Annotated in this window: 23 protein-coding genes and 1 pseudogene; 9 read left to right on the top strand and 15 right to left on the bottom strand. The window is 67.2% G+C overall.

Annotation, left to right across the window (positions count from 1 at the left end; translation table 11 throughout):
• Positions 1-166: 166 nt before the first annotated feature.
• Positions 167-1,057, top strand: coding sequence for a LysR substrate-binding domain-containing protein (locus tag BY998_RS12085; protein ID WP_110352016.1), 891 nt, complete (start codon positions 167-169; stop codon positions 1,055-1,057).
• Here BY998_RS12085 and BY998_RS12080 read toward each other — a convergent pair whose 3' ends face one another.
• Complete coding sequence (locus tag BY998_RS12080) at positions 1,058-2,404, bottom strand: Nramp family divalent metal transporter (protein WP_110351874.1); 1,347 nt, start codon at positions 2,402-2,404, stop codon at positions 1,058-1,060.
• Between the two features lie 482 nt (positions 2,405-2,886).
• On the opposite strand from BY998_RS12080, the gene mntR reads away from it, so the two are divergent.
• The 3 genes from mntR (at position 2,887) to BY998_RS12065 (ending at position 4,062) form a co-directional block, all read left to right on the top strand.
• Positions 2,887-3,369: a manganese-binding transcriptional regulator MntR gene (mntR, locus tag BY998_RS12075; protein WP_110351873.1), complete on the top strand. Its 483-nt coding sequence runs from the start codon at positions 2,887-2,889 to the stop codon at positions 3,367-3,369.
• A gap of 47 nt (positions 3,370-3,416) precedes the next feature.
• On the top strand, positions 3,417-3,725 hold the full coding sequence (locus tag BY998_RS12070; RefSeq protein ID WP_110351872.1) for a hypothetical protein: 309 nt from the start codon (positions 3,417-3,419) through the stop codon (positions 3,723-3,725).
• Positions 3,726-3,858: 133 nt separating this feature from the next.
• Positions 3,859-4,062, top strand: a complete 204-nt coding sequence (locus BY998_RS12065; RefSeq protein WP_110351871.1) for a hypothetical protein — start codon at positions 3,859-3,861, stop codon at positions 4,060-4,062.
• Positions 4,063-4,087: 25 nt separating this feature from the next.
• Here the strand turns inward: BY998_RS12065 and BY998_RS12060 are convergent, their stop codons facing one another.
• The 3 genes from BY998_RS12060 to BY998_RS12045 all read right to left on the bottom strand — a co-directional run bounded on the left by BY998_RS12060 (position 4,088) and on the right by BY998_RS12045 (position 5,563).
• The gene (locus BY998_RS12060; RefSeq protein ID WP_110351870.1) at positions 4,088-4,300 is read right to left on the bottom strand and encodes a hypothetical protein; all 213 of its coding nucleotides are present in this window, start codon (positions 4,298-4,300) and stop codon (positions 4,088-4,090) included.
• A gap of 621 nt (positions 4,301-4,921) precedes the next feature.
• Positions 4,922-5,131, bottom strand: a complete 210-nt coding sequence (locus BY998_RS12050; RefSeq protein WP_110351868.1) for a hypothetical protein — start codon at positions 5,129-5,131, stop codon at positions 4,922-4,924.
• 165 nt (positions 5,132-5,296) lie between these two features.
• Positions 5,297-5,563 carry a hypothetical protein gene (locus tag BY998_RS12045; protein ID WP_110351867.1) on the bottom strand — a complete coding sequence of 89 codons (267 nt, stop codon included), beginning with the start codon at positions 5,561-5,563 and terminating at the stop codon, positions 5,297-5,299.
• A gap of 431 nt (positions 5,564-5,994) precedes the next feature.
• On the opposite strand from BY998_RS12045, the gene BY998_RS12040 reads away from it, so the two are divergent.
• A complete protein-coding gene (locus tag BY998_RS12040; RefSeq protein WP_146221772.1) occupies positions 5,995-6,222 on the top strand; it encodes a hypothetical protein in 228 nt (75 codons plus the stop codon).
• A 52-nt stretch (positions 6,223-6,274) separates the two neighbouring features.
• Here the strand turns inward: BY998_RS12040 and ggt are convergent, their stop codons facing one another.
• From ggt to BY998_RS12015, 5 genes are all read right to left on the bottom strand, one after another.
• Complete coding sequence (gene ggt, locus BY998_RS12035; protein ID WP_110351865.1) at positions 6,275-7,984, bottom strand: gamma-glutamyltransferase; 1,710 nt, start codon at positions 7,982-7,984, stop codon at positions 6,275-6,277.
• 80 nt (positions 7,985-8,064) lie between these two features.
• Positions 8,065-8,958, bottom strand: coding sequence for a polysaccharide deacetylase family protein (locus tag BY998_RS12030; protein WP_181425501.1), 894 nt, complete (start codon positions 8,956-8,958; stop codon positions 8,065-8,067).
• 42 nt (positions 8,959-9,000) lie between these two features.
• Positions 9,001-11,484 carry a branched-chain amino acid ABC transporter ATP-binding protein/permease gene (locus BY998_RS12025; RefSeq protein WP_110351863.1) on the bottom strand — a complete coding sequence of 828 codons (2,484 nt, stop codon included), beginning with the start codon at positions 11,482-11,484 and terminating at the stop codon, positions 9,001-9,003.
• 2 nt (positions 11,485-11,486) lie between these two features.
• Positions 11,487-12,356, bottom strand: coding sequence for a branched-chain amino acid ABC transporter permease (locus BY998_RS12020; RefSeq protein ID WP_110351862.1), 870 nt, complete (start codon positions 12,354-12,356; stop codon positions 11,487-11,489).
• Positions 12,357-12,390: 34 nt separating this feature from the next.
• Entirely contained in the window at positions 12,391-13,581 is a 1,191-nt protein-coding gene (locus tag BY998_RS12015; protein ID WP_110351861.1) for an ABC transporter substrate-binding protein, read from the bottom strand.
• 206 nt (positions 13,582-13,787) lie between these two features.
• Here BY998_RS12015 and BY998_RS12010 point away from each other — a divergent pair, with 206 nt between their 5' ends.
• On the top strand, positions 13,788-14,207 hold the full coding sequence (locus BY998_RS12010) for a nuclear transport factor 2 family protein (RefSeq protein WP_110351860.1): 420 nt from the start codon (positions 13,788-13,790) through the stop codon (positions 14,205-14,207).
• A gap of 4 nt (positions 14,208-14,211) precedes the next feature.
• On the opposite strand, the gene BY998_RS12005 is transcribed toward BY998_RS12010, so the two are convergent.
• The 3 genes from BY998_RS12005 to BY998_RS23965 all read right to left on the bottom strand — a co-directional run bounded on the left by BY998_RS12005 (position 14,212) and on the right by BY998_RS23965 (position 16,024).
• On the bottom strand, positions 14,212-14,913 hold the full coding sequence (locus tag BY998_RS12005; RefSeq protein WP_110351859.1) for a GntR family transcriptional regulator: 702 nt from the start codon (positions 14,911-14,913) through the stop codon (positions 14,212-14,214).
• Between the two features lie 272 nt (positions 14,914-15,185).
• The gene (locus tag BY998_RS12000) at positions 15,186-15,491 is read right to left on the bottom strand and encodes a hypothetical protein (RefSeq protein WP_110351858.1); all 306 of its coding nucleotides are present in this window, start codon (positions 15,489-15,491) and stop codon (positions 15,186-15,188) included.
• Between the two features lie 218 nt (positions 15,492-15,709).
• On the bottom strand, positions 15,710-16,024 hold the full coding sequence (locus BY998_RS23965) for an excisionase (RefSeq protein WP_146221771.1): 315 nt from the start codon (positions 16,022-16,024) through the stop codon (positions 15,710-15,712).
• A 184-nt stretch (positions 16,025-16,208) separates the two neighbouring features.
• Here BY998_RS23965 and BY998_RS25170 point away from each other — a divergent pair, with 184 nt between their 5' ends.
• Both BY998_RS25170 and BY998_RS23960 read left to right on the top strand, forming a co-directional pair.
• A complete protein-coding gene (locus tag BY998_RS25170) occupies positions 16,209-16,457 on the top strand; it encodes a PilZ domain-containing protein (protein ID WP_110351857.1) in 249 nt (82 codons plus the stop codon).
• A gap of 226 nt (positions 16,458-16,683) precedes the next feature.
• On the top strand, positions 16,684-16,848 hold the full coding sequence (locus BY998_RS23960) for a hypothetical protein (RefSeq protein WP_210205498.1): 165 nt from the start codon (positions 16,684-16,686) through the stop codon (positions 16,846-16,848).
• Positions 16,849-17,194: 346 nt separating this feature from the next.
• Here BY998_RS23960 and BY998_RS11990 read toward each other — a convergent pair whose 3' ends face one another.
• The gene (locus BY998_RS11990) at positions 17,195-17,557 is read right to left on the bottom strand and encodes a PilZ domain-containing protein (protein WP_110351856.1); all 363 of its coding nucleotides are present in this window, start codon (positions 17,555-17,557) and stop codon (positions 17,195-17,197) included.
• Positions 17,558-17,867: 310 nt separating this feature from the next.
• Between BY998_RS11990 and BY998_RS23955 the strand changes: the two genes are divergently transcribed.
• A complete protein-coding gene (locus tag BY998_RS23955; protein WP_146221769.1) occupies positions 17,868-18,095 on the top strand; it encodes a hypothetical protein in 228 nt (75 codons plus the stop codon).
• A gap of 2,737 nt (positions 18,096-20,832) precedes the next feature.
• Here BY998_RS23955 and BY998_RS11965 read toward each other — a convergent pair.
• Positions 20,833-20,988 (bottom strand): annotated as a pseudogene (locus BY998_RS11965) (IS5/IS1182 family transposase); the annotation flags it as partial.
• A 399-nt stretch (positions 20,989-21,387) separates the two neighbouring features.
• Positions 21,388-22,191, bottom strand: a complete 804-nt coding sequence (locus BY998_RS11960) for an ABC transporter permease (protein WP_110351853.1) — start codon at positions 22,189-22,191, stop codon at positions 21,388-21,390.
• Positions 22,192-22,300 lie beyond the last annotated feature (109 nt).

The following is a 22,300-nucleotide window of genomic DNA, read 5'->3' as shown; positions in this document are numbered from 1 at the left end:
AAACGCGATTTGGAAGCGTTCGCAATTCGGCTTTCGTAGTGGGTGCCTTCGCCAACCGCGAAGGCTCATGGCCGGATCACGCTGCTGTGATAGGCTGACCGGCGGCACCTGACTTCACATTGCGCGAATGCCGGGTGCGGATGATCCGGACGGAAGCCGAGCGATGATGCGCTTCGATCTCGTCGATCTGAACCTGTTCCGCCACGTCGTGGAGGCGGGCTCGATCACCCATGGGGCCGAGCGGGCCAACCTCGCGCTCGCCGCCGCCTCGGCCCGGGTGCGGGCGATGGAGGATTCGCTCGGCGCCGCGCTCCTGCTGCGCGGGCGCCAGGGCGTGACGCCGACGCCCGCCGGGCGCGCCCTGCTCGCCCATGCCCGCGAGATTCTGGGACAGGTCGAGCGGCTGCAGGGCGACCTCTCCGTCTTCGCGGGCGGGGCCGTCGGCCAGATCCGGGTCCTGTCGAACACCAACGCGCTGACCGAATTCCTGCCCGAGGCGCTCTCCGCCTACCTCGCCCTGCACACGGGCATCAGCGTCGATATCGAGGAGCGCACCTCCGACGAGATCGTCGGACTGGTGGCCGACGGAGCGGCGGATCTCGGCATCGTGGCGGGCACCGTCGATACCGGCACGCTCCAGACCTTCCCCTTCCGCCACGACCGCTTCGTCGTGGTGGTCGCGACCGGCCACGCGCTGGCCCGCCGCAAGAGCGTCGGCTTCGCGGAGGTGCTGGAGCACGATCTCGTCGGGCTCGACCGGCCGAGCGCGCTGACCCGCTTCCTCGCGGCCAAGGCCTCCCGCATCGGCCGGCCGATGCGGCTGCGGGTGCAGCTGCGCAGCTTCGATGCGGTCTGCCGCCTCGTCGAGTGCGGCGTCGGCCTCGGCATCGTGCCTGAGACCACGGCGCGGCGGGCGTGGCGCACGATGGAAATCGCCCTCGTGCCCTTGGAGGACCCCTGGGCGGCCCGCGACCTCAAGCTCTGCCTGCGCGACTTCGAGGCCCTGCCCGTCTTCGCCCAGGACTTCGTCGCGCATCTGCGCGCGGCCGAGGCCTGATCAGCCGCCGAGGAAGGTGTCGAGCAGGAGCTTCAGGTTCAGTGCCACGATGATTGCGGCGATGATCCAGGCGAGTCCCTTCAGCCGGCCGGGAATCACGAGTCCGCCCATGATCCGCCGGTCCGAGACGAAATGCACCAGCGGGATCACCGCGAAGGGCAGCTGCATCGAGAGCACGACCTGGCTCAGCACGAGGAGCCGGGCGGTGCCCTGCTCGCCGTAGAGGGCGGTGACGATCACCACCGGCACGATGGCGATGCCCCGCGTCACCAGCCGCCGCGCCCAGGTGGGCAGGCGCAGCCGCAGGAAGCCTTCCATCACGATCTGGCCGGCCAACGTCGCGGTCACCGTCGAGTTGAGGCCCGAGGCCAGCAGCGCCACCGCGAACAGCGTCGAGGCGACCCCGACGCCGAGAAGCGGCGAGAGCAGCTCGTGGGCCTGCTCGATCTCCTCCACGTCCGTGCGCCCGGCCGCGTGGAACACCGCCGCCGCCATGATCAGGATCGCGGCGTTGACGAACAGGGCCAGCATCAGCGCCACCGTCGAGTCGGTGACGGCGAAGCGCAGGGCCTCGCGCCGGCCCGCTTCCGTGCGGGGATAGGCGCGCGTCTGCACGATCGAGGAGTGGAGGTAGAGGTTGTGCGGCATCACGGTGGCCCCGATGATGCCGATGGCGATGTAGAGCGCGGCCGGGTTGGTCACGATCTCCCGCGAGGGCACGAAGCCGCCGAGCACCGCCTGGACCGGGGGCGCGGCCATCACGATCTGCACCCCGAAGCAGACGAAGATGATCGTCAGGAGGCCGATCACGAAGGCCTCCAGCGCCCGGAAGCCCCGGCGCAGGAGCAGCAGCACCACGAACACGTCGAGCGCCGTGATGATCGCGCCCAGCGTCAGCGGGATGCCGAACAGCAGCTTGAGGGCGATGGCCGTGCCGATGACCTCGGCGAGGTCGCAGGCGATGATCGCCGCCTCGCAGATCAGCCACAGGGCGAAGCTGACCGGCCGCGAGGTGCGCTCGCGGCAGGCCTGGGCGAGATCGAGGCCGGTGGCGATGCCGAGCCGCGCCGCCAGCGCCTGCAGCACGATCGCCATCAGGTTCGAGAGCAGGATGACGGAGAGCAGCGTGTAGCCGAACTGGGCGCCGCCCGCGATGTCGGTGGCCCAGTTGCCCGGGTCCATGTAGCCGACCGAGACCATGTAGCCCGGCCCGATGAAGGCCACGAGCCGCCGCAGCCAGGTGCCGTCCGCCCGCACGGGGACGCTGCCGTTCAGAGCGCCGAGGCTGGCCTCTCCGGCGGCTTGTGCGGGAGCCTGCGCGGGCGGCGCCGGCCGAACCTGATCCATCGCGGCTATTCCATTCGCATCGGGGGCGCATCGGCCCGGGAGGTGGTCACCGGCCCTCGAGGAGGCGCCGATGTCGGACGGGTCGTCGGGAGGACGCGGCCTTCCACCCGTCCCTAAAGGGAGGACGGATCACCGCGATGTGTCGGAACGGCGGGCGATCGCCGCTCCGGCCGGCAGCTTCGTTTATAGCATCAGCTATAAAGCTGCGCTGAAGCTGAGATCAAGGGCCGGTCGGAGGGTAGGGCCGTCGAAGCACGGGGTGGTCGAAGCTTGGGAAAGTCGAAGGTTCGGGCGAGGGCCTGCCTTGCGGGTTCCCGCCCGTGGCCCGCATGGGTTAGACACGGGAGCGGGAACGGTCCGCGCGATGTGCCCCTCGGGGCACGGCCGCAGGAGCGATGCGGGCGTTCATGAGAAACGTTGGACGGAAGCGTGCGGCGCGAGCGGACGATTCGCGCCCGAAACCGGAGGAGTCCGCCGCCGCCATGCAGGACGCGACGCGAGAGTCGAGGCAGGAGCCGGCGCGGCCGGGTGCGGATGCGCCGCTCGTGGATGCGGAGGTGCATGTCGAGAGCTTTCGTCAGGCCCGCGAGGCGCGCCGCCTGGAACTCGTGGAGGATTACGTCGAGCTGATCGCCGACCTGATCGGCGATGGCGGCGAGGCGCGGCAGGTCGACATCGCCGCCCGCCTCGGCGTCGCCCAGCCGACGGTCGCCAAGATGCTCAAGCGGCTCGCCGAGGACGGACTGGTGCAGCAGCGGCCCTATCGCGGGGTCTTCCTCACCGCCGCCGGGCAGGCCCTGGCCGAGCAGTCGCGGGAGCGCCACCGCATCGTCGAGCGCTTTCTGTGCGCCCTGGGCGTCAGCCTGGAGACGGCACGCCGCGACGCCGAGGGCATCGAGCACCATGTCAGCGCCGAGACGCTGGAGGCGTTCCGCCGCTTCGCCGATGCGCGCCTCGAATCCTGACCGTCTCGCAGCCCGATCGTCCGGATGAGTTCCGAGGACCCGACCCGATGGACCTGAACCAGCAACTCGCCGCGCTCGCGGCCGTCAGCGCCCGGCACGACGCGGCGGTGACGAACCTCGCCGAGGGCCTCGCCGACCTCGGCGCCAAGCAGGTGGCCCACCAGATGGCGGTGGGCTTCCTGGCCAGCGTGCTGCGCTCGATCGATTCAGATCATTACGACGAGCGCCTCGAAGGTTATCTCGCCATGCTGCGCGACGTGCTGTTCCGCGACGATCCGGACGCGGCGCTCGCGGGCACGGTGCTGGAGACCCTGGAGCGTTCGCTGCGGCCGTCGCAGGATCAGGACGAGGCCTGAGGGCCGCCCGCCGCTCCGCGAGGAGGCCTGCGCCGCTGGGACATGCGGTCGGGGACAGGCGCCACAAGGAAATGTGAGACCGGCGCGCGCCGGCTGTCTTGGTCGGCGGGCAGGGCCGTGGCACGGTGCCGCCATGGCGGACCGCAGCGACCATCCCTACTCCATCGACGTGAGGCCCTGCTGGCGGATGCCGGGGCGCTTCGTCTGCTCGGTGCTCGAGAAGGGAGCGCCGCGGCGCTACGGACCGACCAGCTACGCCACTTTCGAAGAGGCCCGCCGGGCCGCCCAGGAGCGGTTGCGCCAGCTCGTGTTCGAGTGGCAACTCGTCGGCTCGTGATCCGGTCGGCCCGAACCGCGGGCTCTCAGCCCCGGGCGGCGTCCGCCGTCTGCGCGTGCTCGATCAGGGCAGCCATCTGCGCGGGCGCCCGGAACACGCGGCCGTCAGGCGTCTCGACGTAGACGTCCGACGCGCCCATGCTCGCGAAGGTCATGGCTCGCTCGGCCGCCCTCACGCCCAGGGCGTGCGGCTCCGCGGAGGCGCCCGACGGCGCGGTCCAATGAACGGTATAACGCATGTCGTTCTCCTGTTCCGGCTCTCCAGCATAGGCGAAGCGGCAGGATATCGCGAGGGTACGGCGCGCGATTGCACGTTTCGCGGGCAGAAATCATGAGATTGCACAGAGGGTTGCGCCGAGATAAAGGGCGAATCCGCTTCTCTGCATCATAATGCCCCATACTGCGCCACTGGCTTCTCTGGCATGAATTTTGTTGCAGGTTGGTGAGGCCCGCGTCACTCGCTCGGGAGAGTACCATGAGGAAGCCTGAGAAGCCGGGTACGGAAGCCGCCCGGACGCGTGAGGGCGGTGGGCTCGGCAACATCGACGAGGCAACGGGCCATCCTGGCAAGGGAACGCCCGGGGCTACGGTCCGGCAGGAGGAGAATCCCGCTCCCTCGAAAAACCCCCCGGCCGGGAAACCGGAGGACGGGAATTCGAAGCCCTGAGGCGCGGATGACGTGTTGCGGCCGAACCGACGGCCCGTTTCGGCACGTGAAAAGGGCCGGGTCAGCCCCGGCCCCGCTCGATCGCTTCCGCAAATTTCTCTTGCTTGAACGGCTCGCAAGCCTGCCGCGCGGTCTTCGGCAGGCGCCGTCGTGAGATGAGGAGGCAGACGCTCTGCGCGGGACGGCTTTCGGCTCAGCTGGAGAAGCTGCCGAAACCCTCGAAATCGCTCGACGGCGACACGCGCTTGCCGGAGACCGGCTGTTGATCCGTCAAGGTTCGGCCGTCCATCGGCATCGGGGAAAGTTTCGTCAGTCCGGCATGGCCGATCGTGGAGGCGGTGCGACCGCTTCGCTTCCAGCTGGACGGGAAGGCACGGCCGTTCGACTTGCTGAGGTCGCGCATTGAGTTGCCCTATTGGCAGACGAATATTCGGAAAGTGCCCAGAGAACGCACTTTCTCTGCCCATGTTCCGAGCAGGATCGCCTCAGCCCTGCTGCTTTCCGAACGGGCGCTCCCGCGCCGGCCCGCGACGGAGGCTCGTCCCGGACCCGGTGCCGTCCTCCAGCGCTACCAGGCGACGGCCGTATCGGTGCGGGGACTCGGCCGACCCATCGGAGCGATCCGCCCTTCGGTCGCCGGCATCCGCAAGGCCGGGCCGGCATGCAGCGCCTGGTTCGGCGCCTCTCGATCGAGCGCCTGCGTCGAGCCGATCAGGGTTGCGACGAGTAGGCTCACCAGCAGAAAACCCGAGCTGACGATCCGCGGCAGATCCCAGGCGTGCAGCAATGCCGCGCCTGCTGCACCCACGGCCAGGAACCCGACAACCTGATGCACGGTCCTTTCTCCCGCTTTACGCCCGTCGATGGACGCGCCCGTCTTTGATCGACCCTCTTCTTGACTGGCGTGCGGTAGCACACGGAATGCTGGCTCTGTACCAATCGAGAAGTACGTAGCGCGAGCGATTTCGAATCTAAGCTCGTCGAGGTACAACCTGAAATTGTTCATTGAGGTGGCGTCATCCGATCTCGCGCGCCCCGCGTCGGGTCGCGGTGGCGTAACCGCACGTTCTCCGCGGATGGGGCACGTCGCAGCAGGAGCGGGTGGTGCTCGGAGCCGCACCGCTCAGGACGCCGGCTTCTGCAGTTGCCCGGTCGACAAATGTTCGCCCGCAAGCCAAATGTCCGCCACCGAGTTTGTGGAGGTTGAAGGTGGCTGCTGTCCTGCGATCGGGTCTGCCAATGGTCCTACCGGAGGCCGAGAGCGAGGTGGAGACGCTCAAGGCACGTCTCGCTGTCGCCGAGCAGCGTGAGGAGGCCGTGCGCATGGTGCTGCGCGCGTTGATCACGAGTCTTCGCCCCTTCGGTTTCAACCGGCAGCGGTTTCTCCGCTGTGTGCGCGAGGAGGGGCAGGACACGCCGAGTGAGGGGCCGGTCTCCGTTCGTCACACGGTGCTGCACCAGGAGGCGCGCCGCGTTCTGAGAGAGTCGCGCTGAAGGCGCTTGCCGGGCCCGGTTTCGAGGCTTACTCTGCGGCTTCCGGTTGGCGTCAGAGGCCGAGGGCCAGGCCGTCGCTGCGGGGGTCGTGAGCCCCGACGAAGCTGCCGTCATCCTCGATGCGGATCGCGCCCGGATGGCCGGCCAGCGGGCTTTGTGCGGGGATGGGGCTGATCTCGTGCCCCCGCGCCTTGAGTTCCGCGAACACGTCCTGGCCCGCATCGAGTTCGAGCTTCAGGCTGTCGCGGCTGTCCGAGAAGGTCCTGCCCAGCAGAAACCGCGGCCGTGCGAGAGCCGTGAGCGGGTCCATCCGGTAATCGATCAGCCGCGTCAGCACGGCCGACAGGGTCTGCTGTTGCCCGTCCGCGCCCTGCGTGCCGTACAACAATCTCGGACGGCCGTCCCTGAGGTACATTCCGGGATTGAGCGTGTGGAACGGGCGCTTGCCGGGGCGTAGCAGGTTGATGCTCCCCGCATCGACGCTGAAGGCCGCACCGCGATTATGCCAGAGGATGCCCGTATCCCCGGCGACGACGCCGCTTCCCCAGTCGAAGTAGATCGTCTGCAAAAGGCTGACGCAGTTGCCCCAGCGGTCGACCGCCCCGATGAAGACGGTGTCGCCGGTCTTGAAGACCTGCGGCCAGGGCGCTGCCCTCCGGCGATCGATGGCGCGCGCCTGCGCTTCGAGGTGCGATTCCGATAACAGCCTGTTCACGGGAACGTCGACGAAATCGGGATCGGCGATGTAGCGGTTGCGGTCGACGAAGGCTCGCTTCACCGCCTCGACGAGGAGGTGGTAGTAGTCGGCGCTGCCTTCGGGGACGCTTCCGAGGTCGAAGCGGTCGAGGATACCCATGATCTCGAGGGTGGTGATGCCCTGCGTCGGGGGGCGCAGGCTGATCAACTCGCCTCCGCGGTAGGGCACGCGGAGCGCGGTTTCATTTCGCGCGCGCGTGCGGGCCAGATCCTCCGCGGTCAGGGGCGAACCCGCCCGCTGCAGCCCGCGCGCGATCCGCTGGGCGAGGTCACCCTCGTAGAAATCGCGAGCGCCGTTCTCCGCGAGAAGGCTGAGCGTGCGGGCGAGATCGGGCTGACGAAAGGTCTCGCCCACGTCCGGGATGCGGCCATCCGCGGTGAACACGCGCACGATATCGGGCCATTGGCCGATCTCGTTGGCGCGGAAGTTCGCCCAGAACCGCTGCGACGGCGTCAGGGGAAAGCCGTCCGCGGCATGCGCGACGGCGTGCTTGAACAGATCCTTCCAGGATTGACGCCCGCCCCAGCGCCGTCGACTGAATTCGAAGGCCTGATCCCAGGTATCGACGGCCGCCGCCGCGGTGATCGCCGATCCGGGCCCGCGAACCGGGATCGCCCGACCGTCCTGCGGCAGCTTCGCGCCCGCCTGACCGATGCCGGACAGCGTGACGCCGTTGCCCTTGGCATCGCTGATGATCATGAACGCGTCGCCGCCCAGGCCGCAGAAATGCGGATAGGTCACGCAGAGGGTGGCGTTGACGGCGATCGCCGCTTCGATGGCGTTGCCCCCCGCCCGAAGCACCTCCCGGCCCGCCTCGCTGGCGAGCTCGTGCGGGCTCGTCACCATGCCCTGGCTGGATCGGGCGAGGGCGCCGCGGGCGGCGCTCGCTTCGGCGAAGAGATGGTTCGGCACGGTCGTCGCACCCAAGGCAGCCGCGGAGGTCAGGAGAAGCGCGCGCCGCGAAGCGGTCGACGCGGGCCGTCGATGGTCTTCGCCGCGCTTCATGACGGCGTCACCGTAGCTTCGGCGCGGGCTACGTGAAGCATCGTGGCCCGCAGAGGCGTGAGGACGACCGCACGGGGCCGCTACTCCGTCAGGTCGGCGGCATGGGCCGCGATCGCGCCCGCCGTGGTGATCCAGATCGCGTCGCGGTGCCGGGCGATGTGTTCGAGCGCCTGCCGCAGGGGTCGCAGCCGGTGCGGCTGGCCGACGATGTAGGGGTGGAGCGCGATCCCCATCACCAGAGGCGCGCTGCGCGACTGCTCCAGCATCTCGTCGAAGGCGTCGACGATCGCCTCGGCGAATTGCCGCCCGGTCTCCTTGCGGGCGACGATGGCCGGGATGTCGTTCAGCTCCTGCGGATAGGGCACCGAGAGGATGCGCCCGCCGTCGCGCGTCGCGAACCAGGTCGGCTGGTCGTCGTGGCACCAGTCGAGCAGGTAGCGGTAGCCCGCCTCGGCCAGCAGATCCGGCGTCGCCCGCGACTGCGAGATCCAGGGGCCGAGCCAGCCGGCGGGCGCCCGGCCCTCCTCCCGGGTCAGGATCGCGGTCGCCTCGTCGATGAGGGCGCGCTCTTCCGCCTCCGGGAGCGTGCCCTGCCGCTCGGCATTGCTGCGCCCGTGCCCGACGATCTCGTCGCCCCGCGCGCGGAAGGCTTCGACCAGCCCCGGGCAATCCCGGTAGATCCGGCTGTTGACGAGGATGCTGGCCGGCAGGCCGAGGCCGTCGAGCAGGTCGCGGATGCGCCAGGCGCCGACGCGGTTGCCCCAATCGCGCCAGGCGTAGTTCAGCACGTCCGGCTGCGGCCCGCCCGGCGCCAGCTCGGCGCCCAAGCCGCCCCCGAACGCGAAGGTCTCGAGATTGAGCGCGAGGTAGACCGCGAGGCGCTTTCCTCCCGGCCAGTCGTAGACCGGGCGTTCGGGCAGGGCGGAATAGGCGTAGCGGCCATGGCCGGCGGGTTTCGGCTCCGATGTCGTCACGGGAATGGTCTCGATCCTGTCGTTGGAGGGAAACGCGGCGCCTCACGCCGCCCCGAGATAGGCCGCTTCGAGCGCCGCGTCCGCCTTCAGCTCCGCCGCGGTGCCGGACGCGGCGACGCGCCCCTGCTCCAGCACGTAGCCCCGATCCGCCACGGTCAGCGCCAGCGCGGCCATCTGATCGACGATCAGGATGGTGATGCCCTGATCGCGCAACTCGGCGACGGTGGCGTAGAGGCTGTTGATGATGGCGGGCGCGAGCCCGAGGGAAGGTTCGTCGAGCAGGAGGATGCGCGGCCGCGCCATCATCCCCCGGGCGATGGCCAGCATCTGCTGCTCCCCGCCCGAGAGCAGGCCGGCGCGGCTGCCCGCCCGCTCCCGCAGCCGCGGGAAGCGGTCGAGCAGCGCCTCGACCTCGGCCGGATCGACCCGTCCCCCGCGGCTCCCAGAACGACTCCACGCGCCGAGGCGGATGTTCTCGACGACGGTCAGTTCAGGAAAGACCTGCCGGCCTTCCGGCACCAGGGCGAGGCCGCGCCGCGCGATCCTGTGCGCCGGCAGGGCGGCGATCGGGGTATCGGCCAGCACCACCGAGCCCTCGACCGGGCGCAGGAGGCCGGAGAGCGCCCGCATCACCGTCGATTTGCCGGCCCCGTTGGCGCCGAGCAGCGCCACCGTCTCGCCCGGCCGCACCGCGAGAGAGACGCCGTCGAGGACGGGCGCGGCGCCGTAGCCCGCATTCAGGCCGTGGGCGGCCAGCACCGCGTCGGCCGGACCGCTCCAGGGCGCGGCCCGCGGACGGGCCGGCGTATCGGCAGCCCCGAGATAGGCCCGCAGCACGGCGGGGTCGCGGCGCACCTCGGCCGGCGTGCCGCGGGCGATCGGCCGGACCGCATCCATGACGAGGATGTGGTCGGACACGCCCATGACCAGCGGCATGTCGTGCTCGACGAGGATCACCGCGATGCCGCAGGCCGCGATCCGGCGCAGCAGCGCGCCGAGGCGGTCGGTCTCGGCCCGGGCGAGGCCGGCGGCCGGCTCGTCGAGGAGCAGCACAAGCGGGGATCCGGCGAGTGCGCGGGCGATCTCCACGAGGCGCCTATCGACATGGGGCAGTTCGGAGGCCGGCCGGTCGAGGGCGCCGGCATAGCCGACGAAAGCCAGCAGGGCCGTTGCGTCTTGGCGGTCCCGCGCCTGCGCCCGGCGCAGCAGACGCCCGGGTGCACGGGCGAGGATGACGTTCTCGATGACGCTGAGCGAGCCGAACAGCCGCGTCGTCTGGTAGGTGCGCGCAATGCCGGCGCGAGCGATCGCGTGGGCCGGCTTCCCCGCGAGGTCGCGCTCTCCGAGGCGGATCGTGCCGGCGCTCGGCCGGTAGAAGCCCGAGATCATGTTGAGGACGGTGGTCTTTCCGGCCCCGTTCGGGCCGATGACGCTGGTGATCGCGCCGGGCCGCGCCGCGAAGGCGACGCCGTCGGCCGCCCGGATGCCGCCGAAGGCGATGCCGAGACCCTCGACGGCGAGCGGCTCGCCGCCGGTCCGGTGCAGGAAGTCCGGCGCGTCGGCTCCCGGCTCCGGGCGCGCCCCGCCGCTCCGCGGCAGCAGCCGGGCGAGGCTGCCGACGATGCCCGCCGGCACCAGCCAGAGCACCACGAGCGTGGTGAGGCCGAAGAACAGCAGCCGGTACTCGGCCAGCCCCGCCAGCGCCTCGGGAAGCAGCACCGTCACCAGAGCGCCGAACAGGGGCCCGAGCACGGTGCCCGCTCCGCCGACCACCACCGCGAGCACGAACAGGATCGACTGCGTGAACGGGAAGGAACTCGGTGCGATGAACAGCATCAGCGGCGGCAGCACCGCGCCCGCGAGCCCGGTCAGCGCCGCCGAGATCGCGAAGGCGGCGGTCTTCGCCCGGACCGGATCGAAGCCGAGCGAGGCGGCGGCCACGTCCGCGTCGCGCACCGCGCGCAAAGCTTGGCCCAGGCGGGCATGGCGGAGCCGGTGGAAGCCGTAGAGGCTGAGGCCCGCCCCGATCACGGCGAGGATCGCAAGGTCGCGTTCCCCGAGGGGCAGGCCGAACAGGCTCGGGCCGGTCGCGACCACGAGGCCGTTCTGCCCGCCGGTCAGCTCCCCGCCCTCGATCAGCGCGTGCTCGACGAGGAAGCCGAAGGCGATCGTCACCATGGCGAGGTAGGGCCCGCGCACCCGCATCGCCGGCACGGCGAGCGCCGCGCCGACGAGGGCGGAGAGTCCGGCGGCGGCGGGAAGCGCCAGCCAGAAGCTCACCCCCTTCAGTGTCAGGATCGCGCTCGCATAGGCGCCGAGCGCGTAGAACCCGGCATGGCCGAAGGAGATCAGGCCCGCGAGCCCGAGCAGGACGTTGAGCCCGGTCCCGGCCAGCACCGTCAGGGCCACGAGGGCGATGACGAAGTGGCTGTAGCCGCTCGTCGCCGCGACGAGGCCGAGACCCGCGAGCGTCAGGGCCAGGATGGCGAGCGGCATCGCGGCCGGCGCCCGGAGAGGCGAGCGCATGGTCAGACCTTGTTGACGGCGGCGCGGCCGAGCAGTCCGTTCGGACGCAGGGCCAGCGCGAGGATGATGACCGAGAAGACGACGATCTGGGTCGCGCCGGAGCCCAGCGTCGCGGTGACGCCCGCCTCCACGAGGCCGTAGAGGAGCCCCGCCAGCACCACGCCCGTGGCCGAGCCGATCCCGCCGAGGATCGCCACCGCGAAGGCCTTGATGCCGAACAGGGCGCCCATCTCGGCCGAGACGGAGAAGAGCGGCGCGATCAGCAGCCCCGCCGCGCCCGCGAGCACGGCCGAGAGCGCGAAGGCGCAGGCTACGGTGCGGGCGACGTCGATGCCCATCAGCCGCGCGGCCTCGGCGTTCTGCGCCACCGCCAGCAGCACCCGGCCGAGCTCCGTCCCGCGGAACACGGCGCGGATCGCGACGGCCGCCGCGATGCCGATCACGGGGATCACGAGCTGGAGCGGGTAGACGCCCGCGCCCAGAACCTGGACGGGTTCCGCGACCAGCGCGGAGGGCAGGCTGCGCGGCTCCTTGCCGAAGGTGAACAGCAGGACGTTGTCGAGGATGATGCCGCCGGCCACCGTCGCCAGGAGCCAGGCATCGGAGCCGCGCACCACGAAGGGGCGCACCAGCAGGCGCTCGACGGCGAGCCCGAGCAGCGCGCAGCCGGCCAGAGCCGCGGCGGCGGCCAGCGGCATCGGCCAGCCGAGCTGAACCCCGAAGGCGTAGCCCAGCACCGCCCCGAGCGTGACGGCGCTGCCCTGCGCGAAGTTCACGGTGCCGGAGACCGCGAAGGTGATGTGGAAGCCGAGCGCCACCAGCCCGTACATGCTGCCCAGGCCGAGCCCGCTGACGAGGGTGCTGGTCAGCATGGATGCCTCCCGGTGCGCGGGCTCCTGAAGCGGATCACTTTGCCACCGCGACGATCTCGCCGTTCCGGAAGCTGGCGAAGATGTAGTCGTCCGGCTTCAAGGCGTCGTGCTGGCCCGGTGCGAAGGGCGCCTCGTAGGTCTTGATCAGGCCTGCATAGGCCGGAACCTTGTAGAAGGCGTCGCGAACCTTCGGCCCCTCGGTGGCGCCGGCCGCCTGAATCGCGAGCGCGATCAGGTGCGTGGCGTCGTAGGCGTTGGCGATGCCGACGGCGGGCGTGACGTCGGCCATGGACTTGATCGCCGGGTACTTCGCCTTGAGGGCATCGAGCACCGTCTTCGCCTTCGGGCTGTCGTTGCCGGCGAAGGTGAAGGTCTGGACGAAATGCACCCGCGCCGCGCCGGGGCCCGCGAGTTCGTCGAAGCGCCCGCCCGCCGGTCCCCAGTGGGAGATGACCGGCACGTCCCAGCCCATCCGGGCGAGGGACTTCACCACCTGGGCCGAGGGGCCGACATTGCCGACGAGGAACAGCGCGTCGGCCCCCGCCTCGCGCAGCCGGGAGAGCTGCGGGACCATGTCGATGTCGTTGGCCTCGTATTTCTCGATGCCGGCGCTGGGCAGGCCCGCAGCCTTCAGCGCCGCGACCAGCCCCTGCTGGTTCGATTCGCCCCAGGCGTTGTTGACGAGGATCGCGCCGGGCTTCTTGGCGCCGTAGGTCTTCACCGCGTAGGTCACGAGCGCCTCGTCCACGAGCGCGTCGACCGCCGAGACCCGGAACACGTAGTTGTCGGCCGCGCCGTTGCGGGTGATGCCGGTGCCTGCCGCCCAGGGGCCGACGAAGGGCACCTTCATCTGGTTGGCGATGGGCACGATCGCCATCGAGACCGGCGTGTCGAGCCCGCCGATCAGCGCGACCACGCCGGCCCGCTGGATCAGCTCGCGGGCGGCCAGCACCCCCTTGGACGGGTTGGCCTCGTCGTCGCGCACGACCAGTTCGAGCGAACGCCCGAGCACGCCACCCGCTTTGTTGATCTCGTCGATCGCCAGCCCGATCCCGCGGGAGATCGCCTCGCCCGACTTGGCCGACTGGCCACTGAGGGCCGTGACGAGGCCGATCCGCACCGGCTCGGCGGCTTGAACCGGGTTGAGGCTTGCGAAGCCGGCCAGCAACAGGCCGAGGGCAATGCGCCGTGTGAACGAGCGGGCGGCGGTGAGGCGGCGGGGCATGGCGATCCGGTCTCGGCTGTGGTCGACCAACTACCGCAACGCCTATGCCAACTGGCAAAGCCCTGACTGAACACACGTTTTCCGCTGCGGTCGCGGCTCCTCCATAGAGTGTGCACAATATCGCGCCAAAGTGCATACACTTTCTGCATGCAGGGCTGCGTCGCCTCCGCCATGCTGGCCCGCAGGACGTGGAGATTGGTGGAACGATGAGCGTGAGCCCGAACGCAGCCGAGGCCGCCGCGCGCGATGCGGCGGCGGTGACCGCCTATCTCGAAGCCTCCATGGTGCCCGATCCGGAGACGGCGGCGCGCTACATGGCGCCCGGCATCGCGATCGTCTTCACCGGTGCCCGGGTGTTCCACCATCCGCGCGAGGTCACGGCCTTCAATGCCGGGCGCTACGCCTGGGTGAAGAAGCGGATGGAGCGGCTCGACGTGGTGCCGGGCGACGGCCTCACCACGGTCTACAGCCTCGGCACGCTCTACGGCGCCTGGCCGGACGGGACGCCGTTCGAGGGCAACCGCTACGTCGACCGCTTCACCGTGCGGGACGGCCTGATCGTCTCGATGGAGGTGTGGAACGACAGCGCCGAGCGCCTCCTCGAACGGCAGGGCGCGGCCTCCTGACCCCTCAGCCCTCGACGTAGGGGGCGAGCAGGCGGAGCAGGTCGCGCTCGCGCCGGGGCTCGTCGACGATGCGGGCCCGCTCGGCCACGGCATCGAGGTGGTGATCCATCAGGGCGACCGCCCGCGCGGCATCGCCCGAGACCAGGGCCGCCACGATCTCGCTATGCTCGCTCACCGCGCAATCGGCCGAGTGCGGCCGGCTGTAGAGCGAGAGGATCAGGGCGCAGCGGTAGCCGAGCTCCGCCACGTACCGGCCGAGCACGGGACTGCCGGTCATCTCGGCCAGCAACAGGTGGAATTCGGTGGCGAGCCGGATCGAGGCGGCCTCGGACCCGCCGCTCGCCCGCTCCTCGCCCGCGATATGCGCCTCGAGCGCGGCCCGCTGCTCGGCACTCAGCCGCCCGGCGAGGCGCTGGACGACGAGGCGTTCGAGCCCGATGCGCACGTCGAAGGTATCGCGCGCCTCCTCCCAGCTCGGGCTCGCCACGACGGCGATGCGGTTGCGGCGCAGCTCGACCAGCCCCTCGCCCGCGAGCTGGCCGAGCGCCTGACGCGCGATCGTGCGGCTGACGCCGAAGCGTTCGCCGAGCGCATCCTCCGGCAACCGGTCGCCCGGGGTCAGCGCCCGCTCGACGATGGCCCGCCGCAGGGATCGGCAGATCGCGCCGACGCGGTCCGTCGGGAGGCTCGTCTCACCCTGTCTCATCGCTGACGCGCATCATCCTGTTGCAGAGCAAGACCGCTCGCCGCCGAGCCGGCAGGCCGGTTCGTGCCAGATGCACGAATGGCGCCGATATGCCTCGCCCGCCCCGATCGCGTGAAGCCGGGAAGGATCGTGCTTCGGTGGTCGGCAGGGGCCGGCGCGTCGGACTGCAAGCCGCCCCGCCGTCGCAGGGACCAGCGCGACGAGGCAGGATCGCCGCCGATGGGGATCGGAGGACGCGGCGTGTGGCCTGCCTCGCGGGACGGCCGGCTGTTCTACATCGACTGTCTGCGCTGGCCGCCGCGGCCGGCACCGAAGACGTTTCGGAGCACGGACCAGGTCGAGGGGCTGAGCCCCTGATCGCCCCGCAGCCGGCGGCCGTCGGCCCGATCGAGCCGTTCGACCTCGTCGGCACAGCGCCGCAGGGCGTAGGCGGCCCCGCCCCCCGCCGGCCGCTGCGCCCTACTCCCTTCCATCTCGAAGCGGAGGCAGGATGCGAGATCGGCCTTCAGGTTGTCGAAGGGGGCCGCCTGGGCGGTCGTGGAGAGAGCCAGCAGAAGCAGGGCGGCACGGACAGGCACGGGGATGGCTCCAGACGAGATCGGCAGCCCGATAACGCATCGGCCCGCCGATGGTGGCCTCGATGTCGTCCACACCGCCAGCCTGCGTCGCGGCTCTTGCCGGACGCCCCCTTTCCGGCGACTCGCAGGCGAGGCTTCTGTCGCCAAATCCGTTGCCGAACCTCGGCTTTGGACGCACGTCGTCGACGGTCAACCGAAGGGCCTGTCGCGAACCCGACCTACACGCGCGCGACCGGCTGACCGATCGCGCGGCGGTGACGATGCGGTCCTCGGCGTTGCGGCGGGCAGCGACGAGGTCGAGGCGGGGCCTTTGGCTGCGCGCGGCATCGCTTCCTGACGCGGTCGATCGCATTGAGCGTGGCGTGTTCCTTTCCCGTGACAAACTCGGTGACACGCCGCCCACGGTCGTGCGCGCGCCGAAGGCTGGAGGCCATCATCCCGCCGTCCGGGAAGGCGAGCGCCCCAGCCTTCGCAAGGCGCAGCGGGGTCGTGCGGGTGATTTCGGGCGCGCCGGTCATGCTGGCACCGCGCATCTCGACCTCGTGCGGTGGTGCTGGCGGCTGGGATCGAGGCGGGCGACGACCAAGGTAGGAACGGCCGGTCGTAGCTCGGCATCTCAGGCGTGCCATTGGACTGGGATATGCGCAAATTGAGCGATTGTCTTGGGGCGTTGTTGCGAAGTCCAAGCGATTGGTAGCCAATTCGAAGGACGCAGCGATGAGCTATATTGAGAACCGCCGGTCTGAGCCGCGCACCCGAGTCAACGAAGGAGGTTTGATCACTCTGGACGAGCACACCTCGATAGGTTGTTTCGTTCATGATATTTCGGCTGGAGGTATCAAAATAACCCTTCTTGATGCAATTTCCGTCCCAAACACCTTTGTGTTAATCGCTCCTTGCGTGGGAGATAAAGTTTGTCAGGTCGTTTGGCGTACGGACGAAATGATCGGTGCAAAGTTCGAATAGCTTGCAAAGCTGTGTGTGTCCCAGGCGTCTGAAGCCGAACAGAGTGTGCGTCATGCCGAGGCCCTGCTGATGAAGGATGTGAAAAGCAAGGGATGAGGGTCTGGGGCCAAGCCGTTTCTCAAGCAGGCAGCGGTCCCGCTTCAGCTTCGGGCCCGAGGGCCGCATCAGGCGCAAAGGGGAGCATGCATTGGCCCGACCGAAGCCGAGCGAAGACGCCAAGAAGCACATGCTGCAGACAGCTTTGGCTCGCTTCCGAAACGACGACCTGCTCGTCCGTTTTGGACTTCTTCCCGCGGGCGAAAAGGACGCCGCGAAAGCGGTACGGGAGCGGAAGTCTCGTATCGCCGAACAGGCCGCGGCTCTGGCCCGGCGAGAAACGGGTGGCCGCTGAACAACCCCGGCCGGGTCGGCGTAGGCGATCATGTCCATAAACACTATGGCGGTCACTGCGCCTCGATGAGAAGGGGCTGCACCAGCCAGCCGGAGAGGATGGCGCCGCGAGGTCTGTCAGCGCTGGGATTGGCGCCGTCCCACCGCCGCTGCCATGTGCGTGAGCGGCCGTTTGCAGGCTTTCCAGCTGCGGTCGAGGCGATCCTGCCAAACGACCGCACGAGGGTGGGAGTGAGCCGATTCGGGCGCATGGCGACGATCGTGCTCGACCCCGGTCACATCCAGAAGATCTAAAGAGGTTGCGAGCTCATTGCATCAAGTCAATGCGGATCGATGATTTGGACGCATCAATCGCGATCACGAAAATTACGTCTTGCACCAATGCGATTATAGTCAGCGGCGGGTGTACTGGACTTCGCTTCGAGAGTGCTCGTCTTTTTCGGTGGAGGGATCTTGCCGATTTTTTGTATCGTAAGTCCGATGAAATGTCCGCGTCGCCAAGCCTGCCGCACATTGAAAACTAGGTCGCGACCAACAACTTTGATATTAAATGTCTCTGGTAAATCTACTTCGGCAGACAAGGCGACTTTCATGCCAGATGCGGAGACATCCTTGATTGCGCACGGGATCTCAGTACCACCTACTAAGCGGATGATCGAAATCCAATCTACGTCGGTTCGGTCAGTCGCGCGATTTTTGAAATCGGACATGGCTTGCACGCAGTAAGATCATGCGGGTTTAGGGTATCCAGTCATAATTTTTCGTGAATATTGTTATCACGAAATCGCCATCGAAGTTCTCGAGCGATGGATTGGCGGACAACTTTTGGGTGTTGCGAGCCTGCAAATGGGTAGGGCCTATTATTTGAGTCGTGCATCGTAGGACCAAGGCAATAATAAATAGCATACTGATAATGATTTCTGTTAGATTTAAATTATAATTATGCTCTTTCTAAAGTAAAAGAAAAACTGACTCGATCGAGTCCTAGCTTGCCGGATCTGATGCTCTAGATTTTCCGGGATGGAGAAGCTGAGCCCCCTCAATTTGTACGCGCTCCGCCTGATCAGCGCACGTAATCGCTATTATAAGCTACGGCAGACTGCGGTTTACTTGGAGAAGCGCGGCTACATTGAGCGAACCGGTTGCCTATCACCGGATGGCGAACAGTATGAATTCACCATCACAGAAAAGGGGCGTCTCGCGCTGGAGCGATTTGGTGGTGGTCTGACCAAAACTGCTCGCGATTAGCCCGGCACATCCAGGTTTTTACGTTGCGAGGACCGTGAGAGGCTAGCATATCAGAACGATCGCCGCTTAACTCTCTCTGATGGAATCGACGTAGAGCCGCGATGGAGACGGATTGCACCGCTTCTCCACCTTGTGGTCTGATGCTCCTGACCGTGCCCTCCGACGTCACGACTGACCCTCACCTTTCACGTTGACGTAGAGCGGCCCGATAGTTCGTCAGTTTTATCGCTCGGTTCTCCGGTTCGTATCCGACTGCCGCAACTTCTTCACCGCGAGTTCTGCCAATGGGCCTGTTCGACATCTTCAGCCGCAAGCGTCGTGAGGAAGAGCGTCAGCGCCGCGAAGCGGAGGCCAGCAGGGCTGGGACGATCCCGGGCGGCGACGGCGGCTACAATCCCATCGTCTACGGACCCTCGGCCATCAGCGCCAACAGCCCGACCCACTCGCCTTCCTGCGGCTCGGCATCGTCGTCTCAGTCGGATAGCGGGTCGTCTTGCTCTGGCGGTGACGGCGGCGGTGGCGGTGGTGGGGATTGATCGCCAGCATGGCTCACCTCACCGCTCTCTCGGCACACTCGACACTCGCACTGCCCGTCCGGCGAAGGTCGCGGATCGCGAACTGCTGACGCCGGAGCACAGGGCCTGGCGCCGAGAGGTGCTGAAGCGCGCTGGCCGGACGTGCCAAGCCCCAAGCTGCACGGCACACGGCAGGCGCGGCGGTGTCAGGCTTTACGCCGACCACATCATCGAGCGCAGGGACGGCGGCGACCCACTGGACCCGAAGAGCCGGCAGGCTCTCTGCCCTTTTCATCACCAGAAGAAGACGGCGGCCGAGCGGGCTCGCCGCATGGGCGCGTCGGGAGCCTGACCCATACAGATCGGACGCGTCGAAGGCTGTAGCCGGGTGCTCGGCAAGAGCCAGGGCTATCTCGGCCTCCCCATCCGCGAAGAGAGCATCACCTGCACGGTAAGCGGACCGGAGACCCCCGCCATGACGACTGCCTGGTTGCCGGCACCTGAGGAGCTTGCCGCTCTCGTCGCTGGCGCTCCGATCCATGTGCGGATCCTCGGTAGGGCTCACCCGCCCATCATGGTCGAAGTGGGCGCTCCGCCCGAGGCTTGACCCGCCGGTCGGCGGAACGGCCCTAGAGTCCGGACTCTAGATCTATGGCACGTTACACTCGGCCGCTTGCCGAGCAGCGTTCGTCAGCCTCAGCGAAAGCGTCCGCCGCCTCACGGCTAAGGCCGACCACGACCAGCCCCGGCGTGGAGACCATTCGAAAGCCATCCTTGGTCTGCGACACGTTGAGTTTCGTCATCGGGCACTCTGGTACCTGATCAGCATCAGGCGTCCGTTGGACAGTGCGGTTCCAGGCCCGAGGCTCAGCCTTACGGCGAAGTTCCACCTCCGCATCTCGTCCGTTTGAGAGACATCATTCCCGATCCAGCCGCGCCATTCGGCCCGAGTACGACACCTTCACGAAGGTTGCTCGCACGACGTGCAGAGAAGAGTTTGATCAGATCACCGCAGCAATGGTCGCCAGCGCATCCGGCATGACAATCGAGTTTCCAAGCCACATAGCCACTTTTGAGCGTGCCTGATCTGACCGGGTTCTTACCGCCGCCCAACAACGCTCATAGGCTTGGGCGAAGCTGTGAGCTGCCTCGCGAGTAAGGCCGGTTACGACAAGGCCCTGGCAGAAGACGGTCCAAAGTCCGTCTCTTTCGTTCTGCGAGATCTCGAGCTTTGGCATCATCGACCCCGGTGCAATCGGTGGTGAGCTTAGTATCTTCACGGATTTTCTCAGTCACAGCACCTCATCCTTTCGGGTGTTGTTGCTCTTGACCGCGCATCAGTAGGCGTAGGCGACTCACCTCTTCCATCGACATGGAGCGGCGTCAGCGGTGGTCTGGAGGGCTGGGCTCGGATTTGCCCCGAGCTTGCGAAGCGCTTGCGGCGCGACCGGGTGAGCCGTTCCCCCACCAGCCCATGACGGCCGATTGGGGCACCGCTTCGATCTCGGCGAGTGCCGAAAAACCACGGAGATCCTGAGATGATGACCGTCGCTGACATTCGCCGGGGCGCGCTCGGGCGTCAGCGAGGCATAGGGCAGCGGGCCGGCTGTGAGGGGCAATAGGCCGACCCGCTGGCCGCCGAGATAAGATCGGGACAGTTCAGCGGCATCGCCTCATGCGCTGGAGCGTGCGACTGCTCAAGTTGCTGTTACGCTACCTAACCAACATTTGATCCAGAGTCGACCGGGCCTTCCGCTCGTATGCAGGGATTGGAAACAGCGGGTCGGTCTTGGGGGGCAACACCGACCCGCCGGCCGTCTGCCGGGAAGCTGAAGGGGCCTTCGGCGCAACGACAGCATGTCGTGCTCGACCCACCTGAAACGCTCAAGCACCGCTTTCGACTTATCGTGGTCGAGGCTTCGGAGGAGCCGGATCCGCGTGGTGCCCTAAAGCAGCGGGCCGGCGCCAGAGCCCCCCTCAAGCACCGACCCGCCGTCCGCGGGCTCAGCAAAGAGATTAGGCCCAGCAGACGCAGCTGATCGTGATCCTCGCGCCGAGGATGCTCAAGTACCTCCTTGGGCTTACCCCTCCGGGAGAACTACCGAGCCAGCCGGACGCCGCGTATCCCCCCATCAGGACCACCCCCATGACCCGCATGCCGCTCGCGGCACTGGCGCTCGCCTGTGCCGCGTCTTCGGCCTTCGCCATGGCCTATCGGCCCGGTCCAAGATCGCCCGCAGCGGCCAGCGGCACGGGCGACCGATCCGAGATGGTTCAGGCGGGAGCGGCGCAAGGAGCACCCACTCCGCATCGGTCAAGCTGCTTGCATAGGGCGGGCTCTCGCGCGCAAGCTCGGCACGGGCGGCGGGTGTCCACATCGGCGTTCCAGGGTGAGCGTCAGACACTCTCCCGACGCCGACGATGCCCGCCGCTCACGTCAGACGGCACTCCGACACACCGTTATGAAACGGGGTCTTAGACTAACGTGCTTGGGCCAGCAAAAAGGTTGTCATTGCTGGTGTTAGTCGCCTGAACTCAGTGCCGTTGAGACGATTGATTCTGAACCGTTATCTGCTCAAGTCGCGCATCATTCTGTGCGTCTGCCTGCCGAGAGGCAGCGAAAAATGGAATGCTGTCGACAAGCAGATAAATAACGGCGCGCCATGTTCTATCGTTCCGGGCCGAACCAAATGCTGCATCGTAAAACCAAAGGGACGCGGTGATAACCGCAGGCCGTGAAAACAGTTGATAGGATGGTATATTTTGAATCCTGCAAATCACTGCTGCGCCCGAACAACAAATCGCTCCATCAGCAGGCCAATGGTGACGCTACCGAAGATCCATCCAAAAACGTACAAGTAATCGACTTGCACGGGGAGCGTTGGTTCATAGCCCAGTCTAACCCAATCGATTAACTGTGTAACTGGGTTCCATTTCATATAGTAATAAATTTCATCTGGCATAAAGCATGAAAGAAAATACACTCCACTAGACATGTACAAAATTATTTTTATCAATATGTATCCAAGGACCCACCCTGGAAATACTGAGCATATTCCGACGTTGATGAAACCTACGCCAATTCCAAGTCCAAGCGCCGCCAAGTATCCGGTAGTCGCCGTAAACATATCTGCCGGCCTAGGATCTACTCCAAAACATAATAGAACCACACAGATTAGCGTAAGTCCTAGGAAGCTGCTGACGATCTCAACCAAACAACGCGCAACGACCGTATCAAATTTCTTTACCTGGGGAAAGTATGTCAATGGTTTATGGATCAAATAGCCCTTCATCACCTCGCGAGAAACGTACTGAAATGCAAGGGCTGGCAACGCGCCAGTAGCAATGAAAAGCATTGAGCTGTCGGTGATTGCCGCTTTTACGCCCCGAAACGCCATAACCCCAACGAGGATGCCGAGGTGAGCGCAGGGCCAAAGCACCTGCACCAAGTATCCCCAGTAGTTCCCTCCGAAACGGCTACGCATATCCCGCAGCATTAACGCGGAGAGGACGCGCAGGTAGACGTCGATGTGTCTCGGACCGTCATGGAGGCTCGCGGGAGGTTGTGCACTGGCGGGCATGGGAATCCGTCGAACTAGAGCGCGATCCGAGCGGGTTGAATCGTCTGGGGTTTTGGTGCGGGCGGGGATGTGATTCAATGTGCGGCCTTCCGAAGAGGAGAGCCGAATG

This window comes from Methylobacterium sp. B4 (assembly GCF_003201865.1).
Classification (GTDB): domain Bacteria; phylum Pseudomonadota; class Alphaproteobacteria; order Rhizobiales; family Beijerinckiaceae; genus Methylobacterium.
Note: the sequence above shows the minus strand (reverse complement) of the source record. Positions and strands in the feature narration are given on the sequence as shown.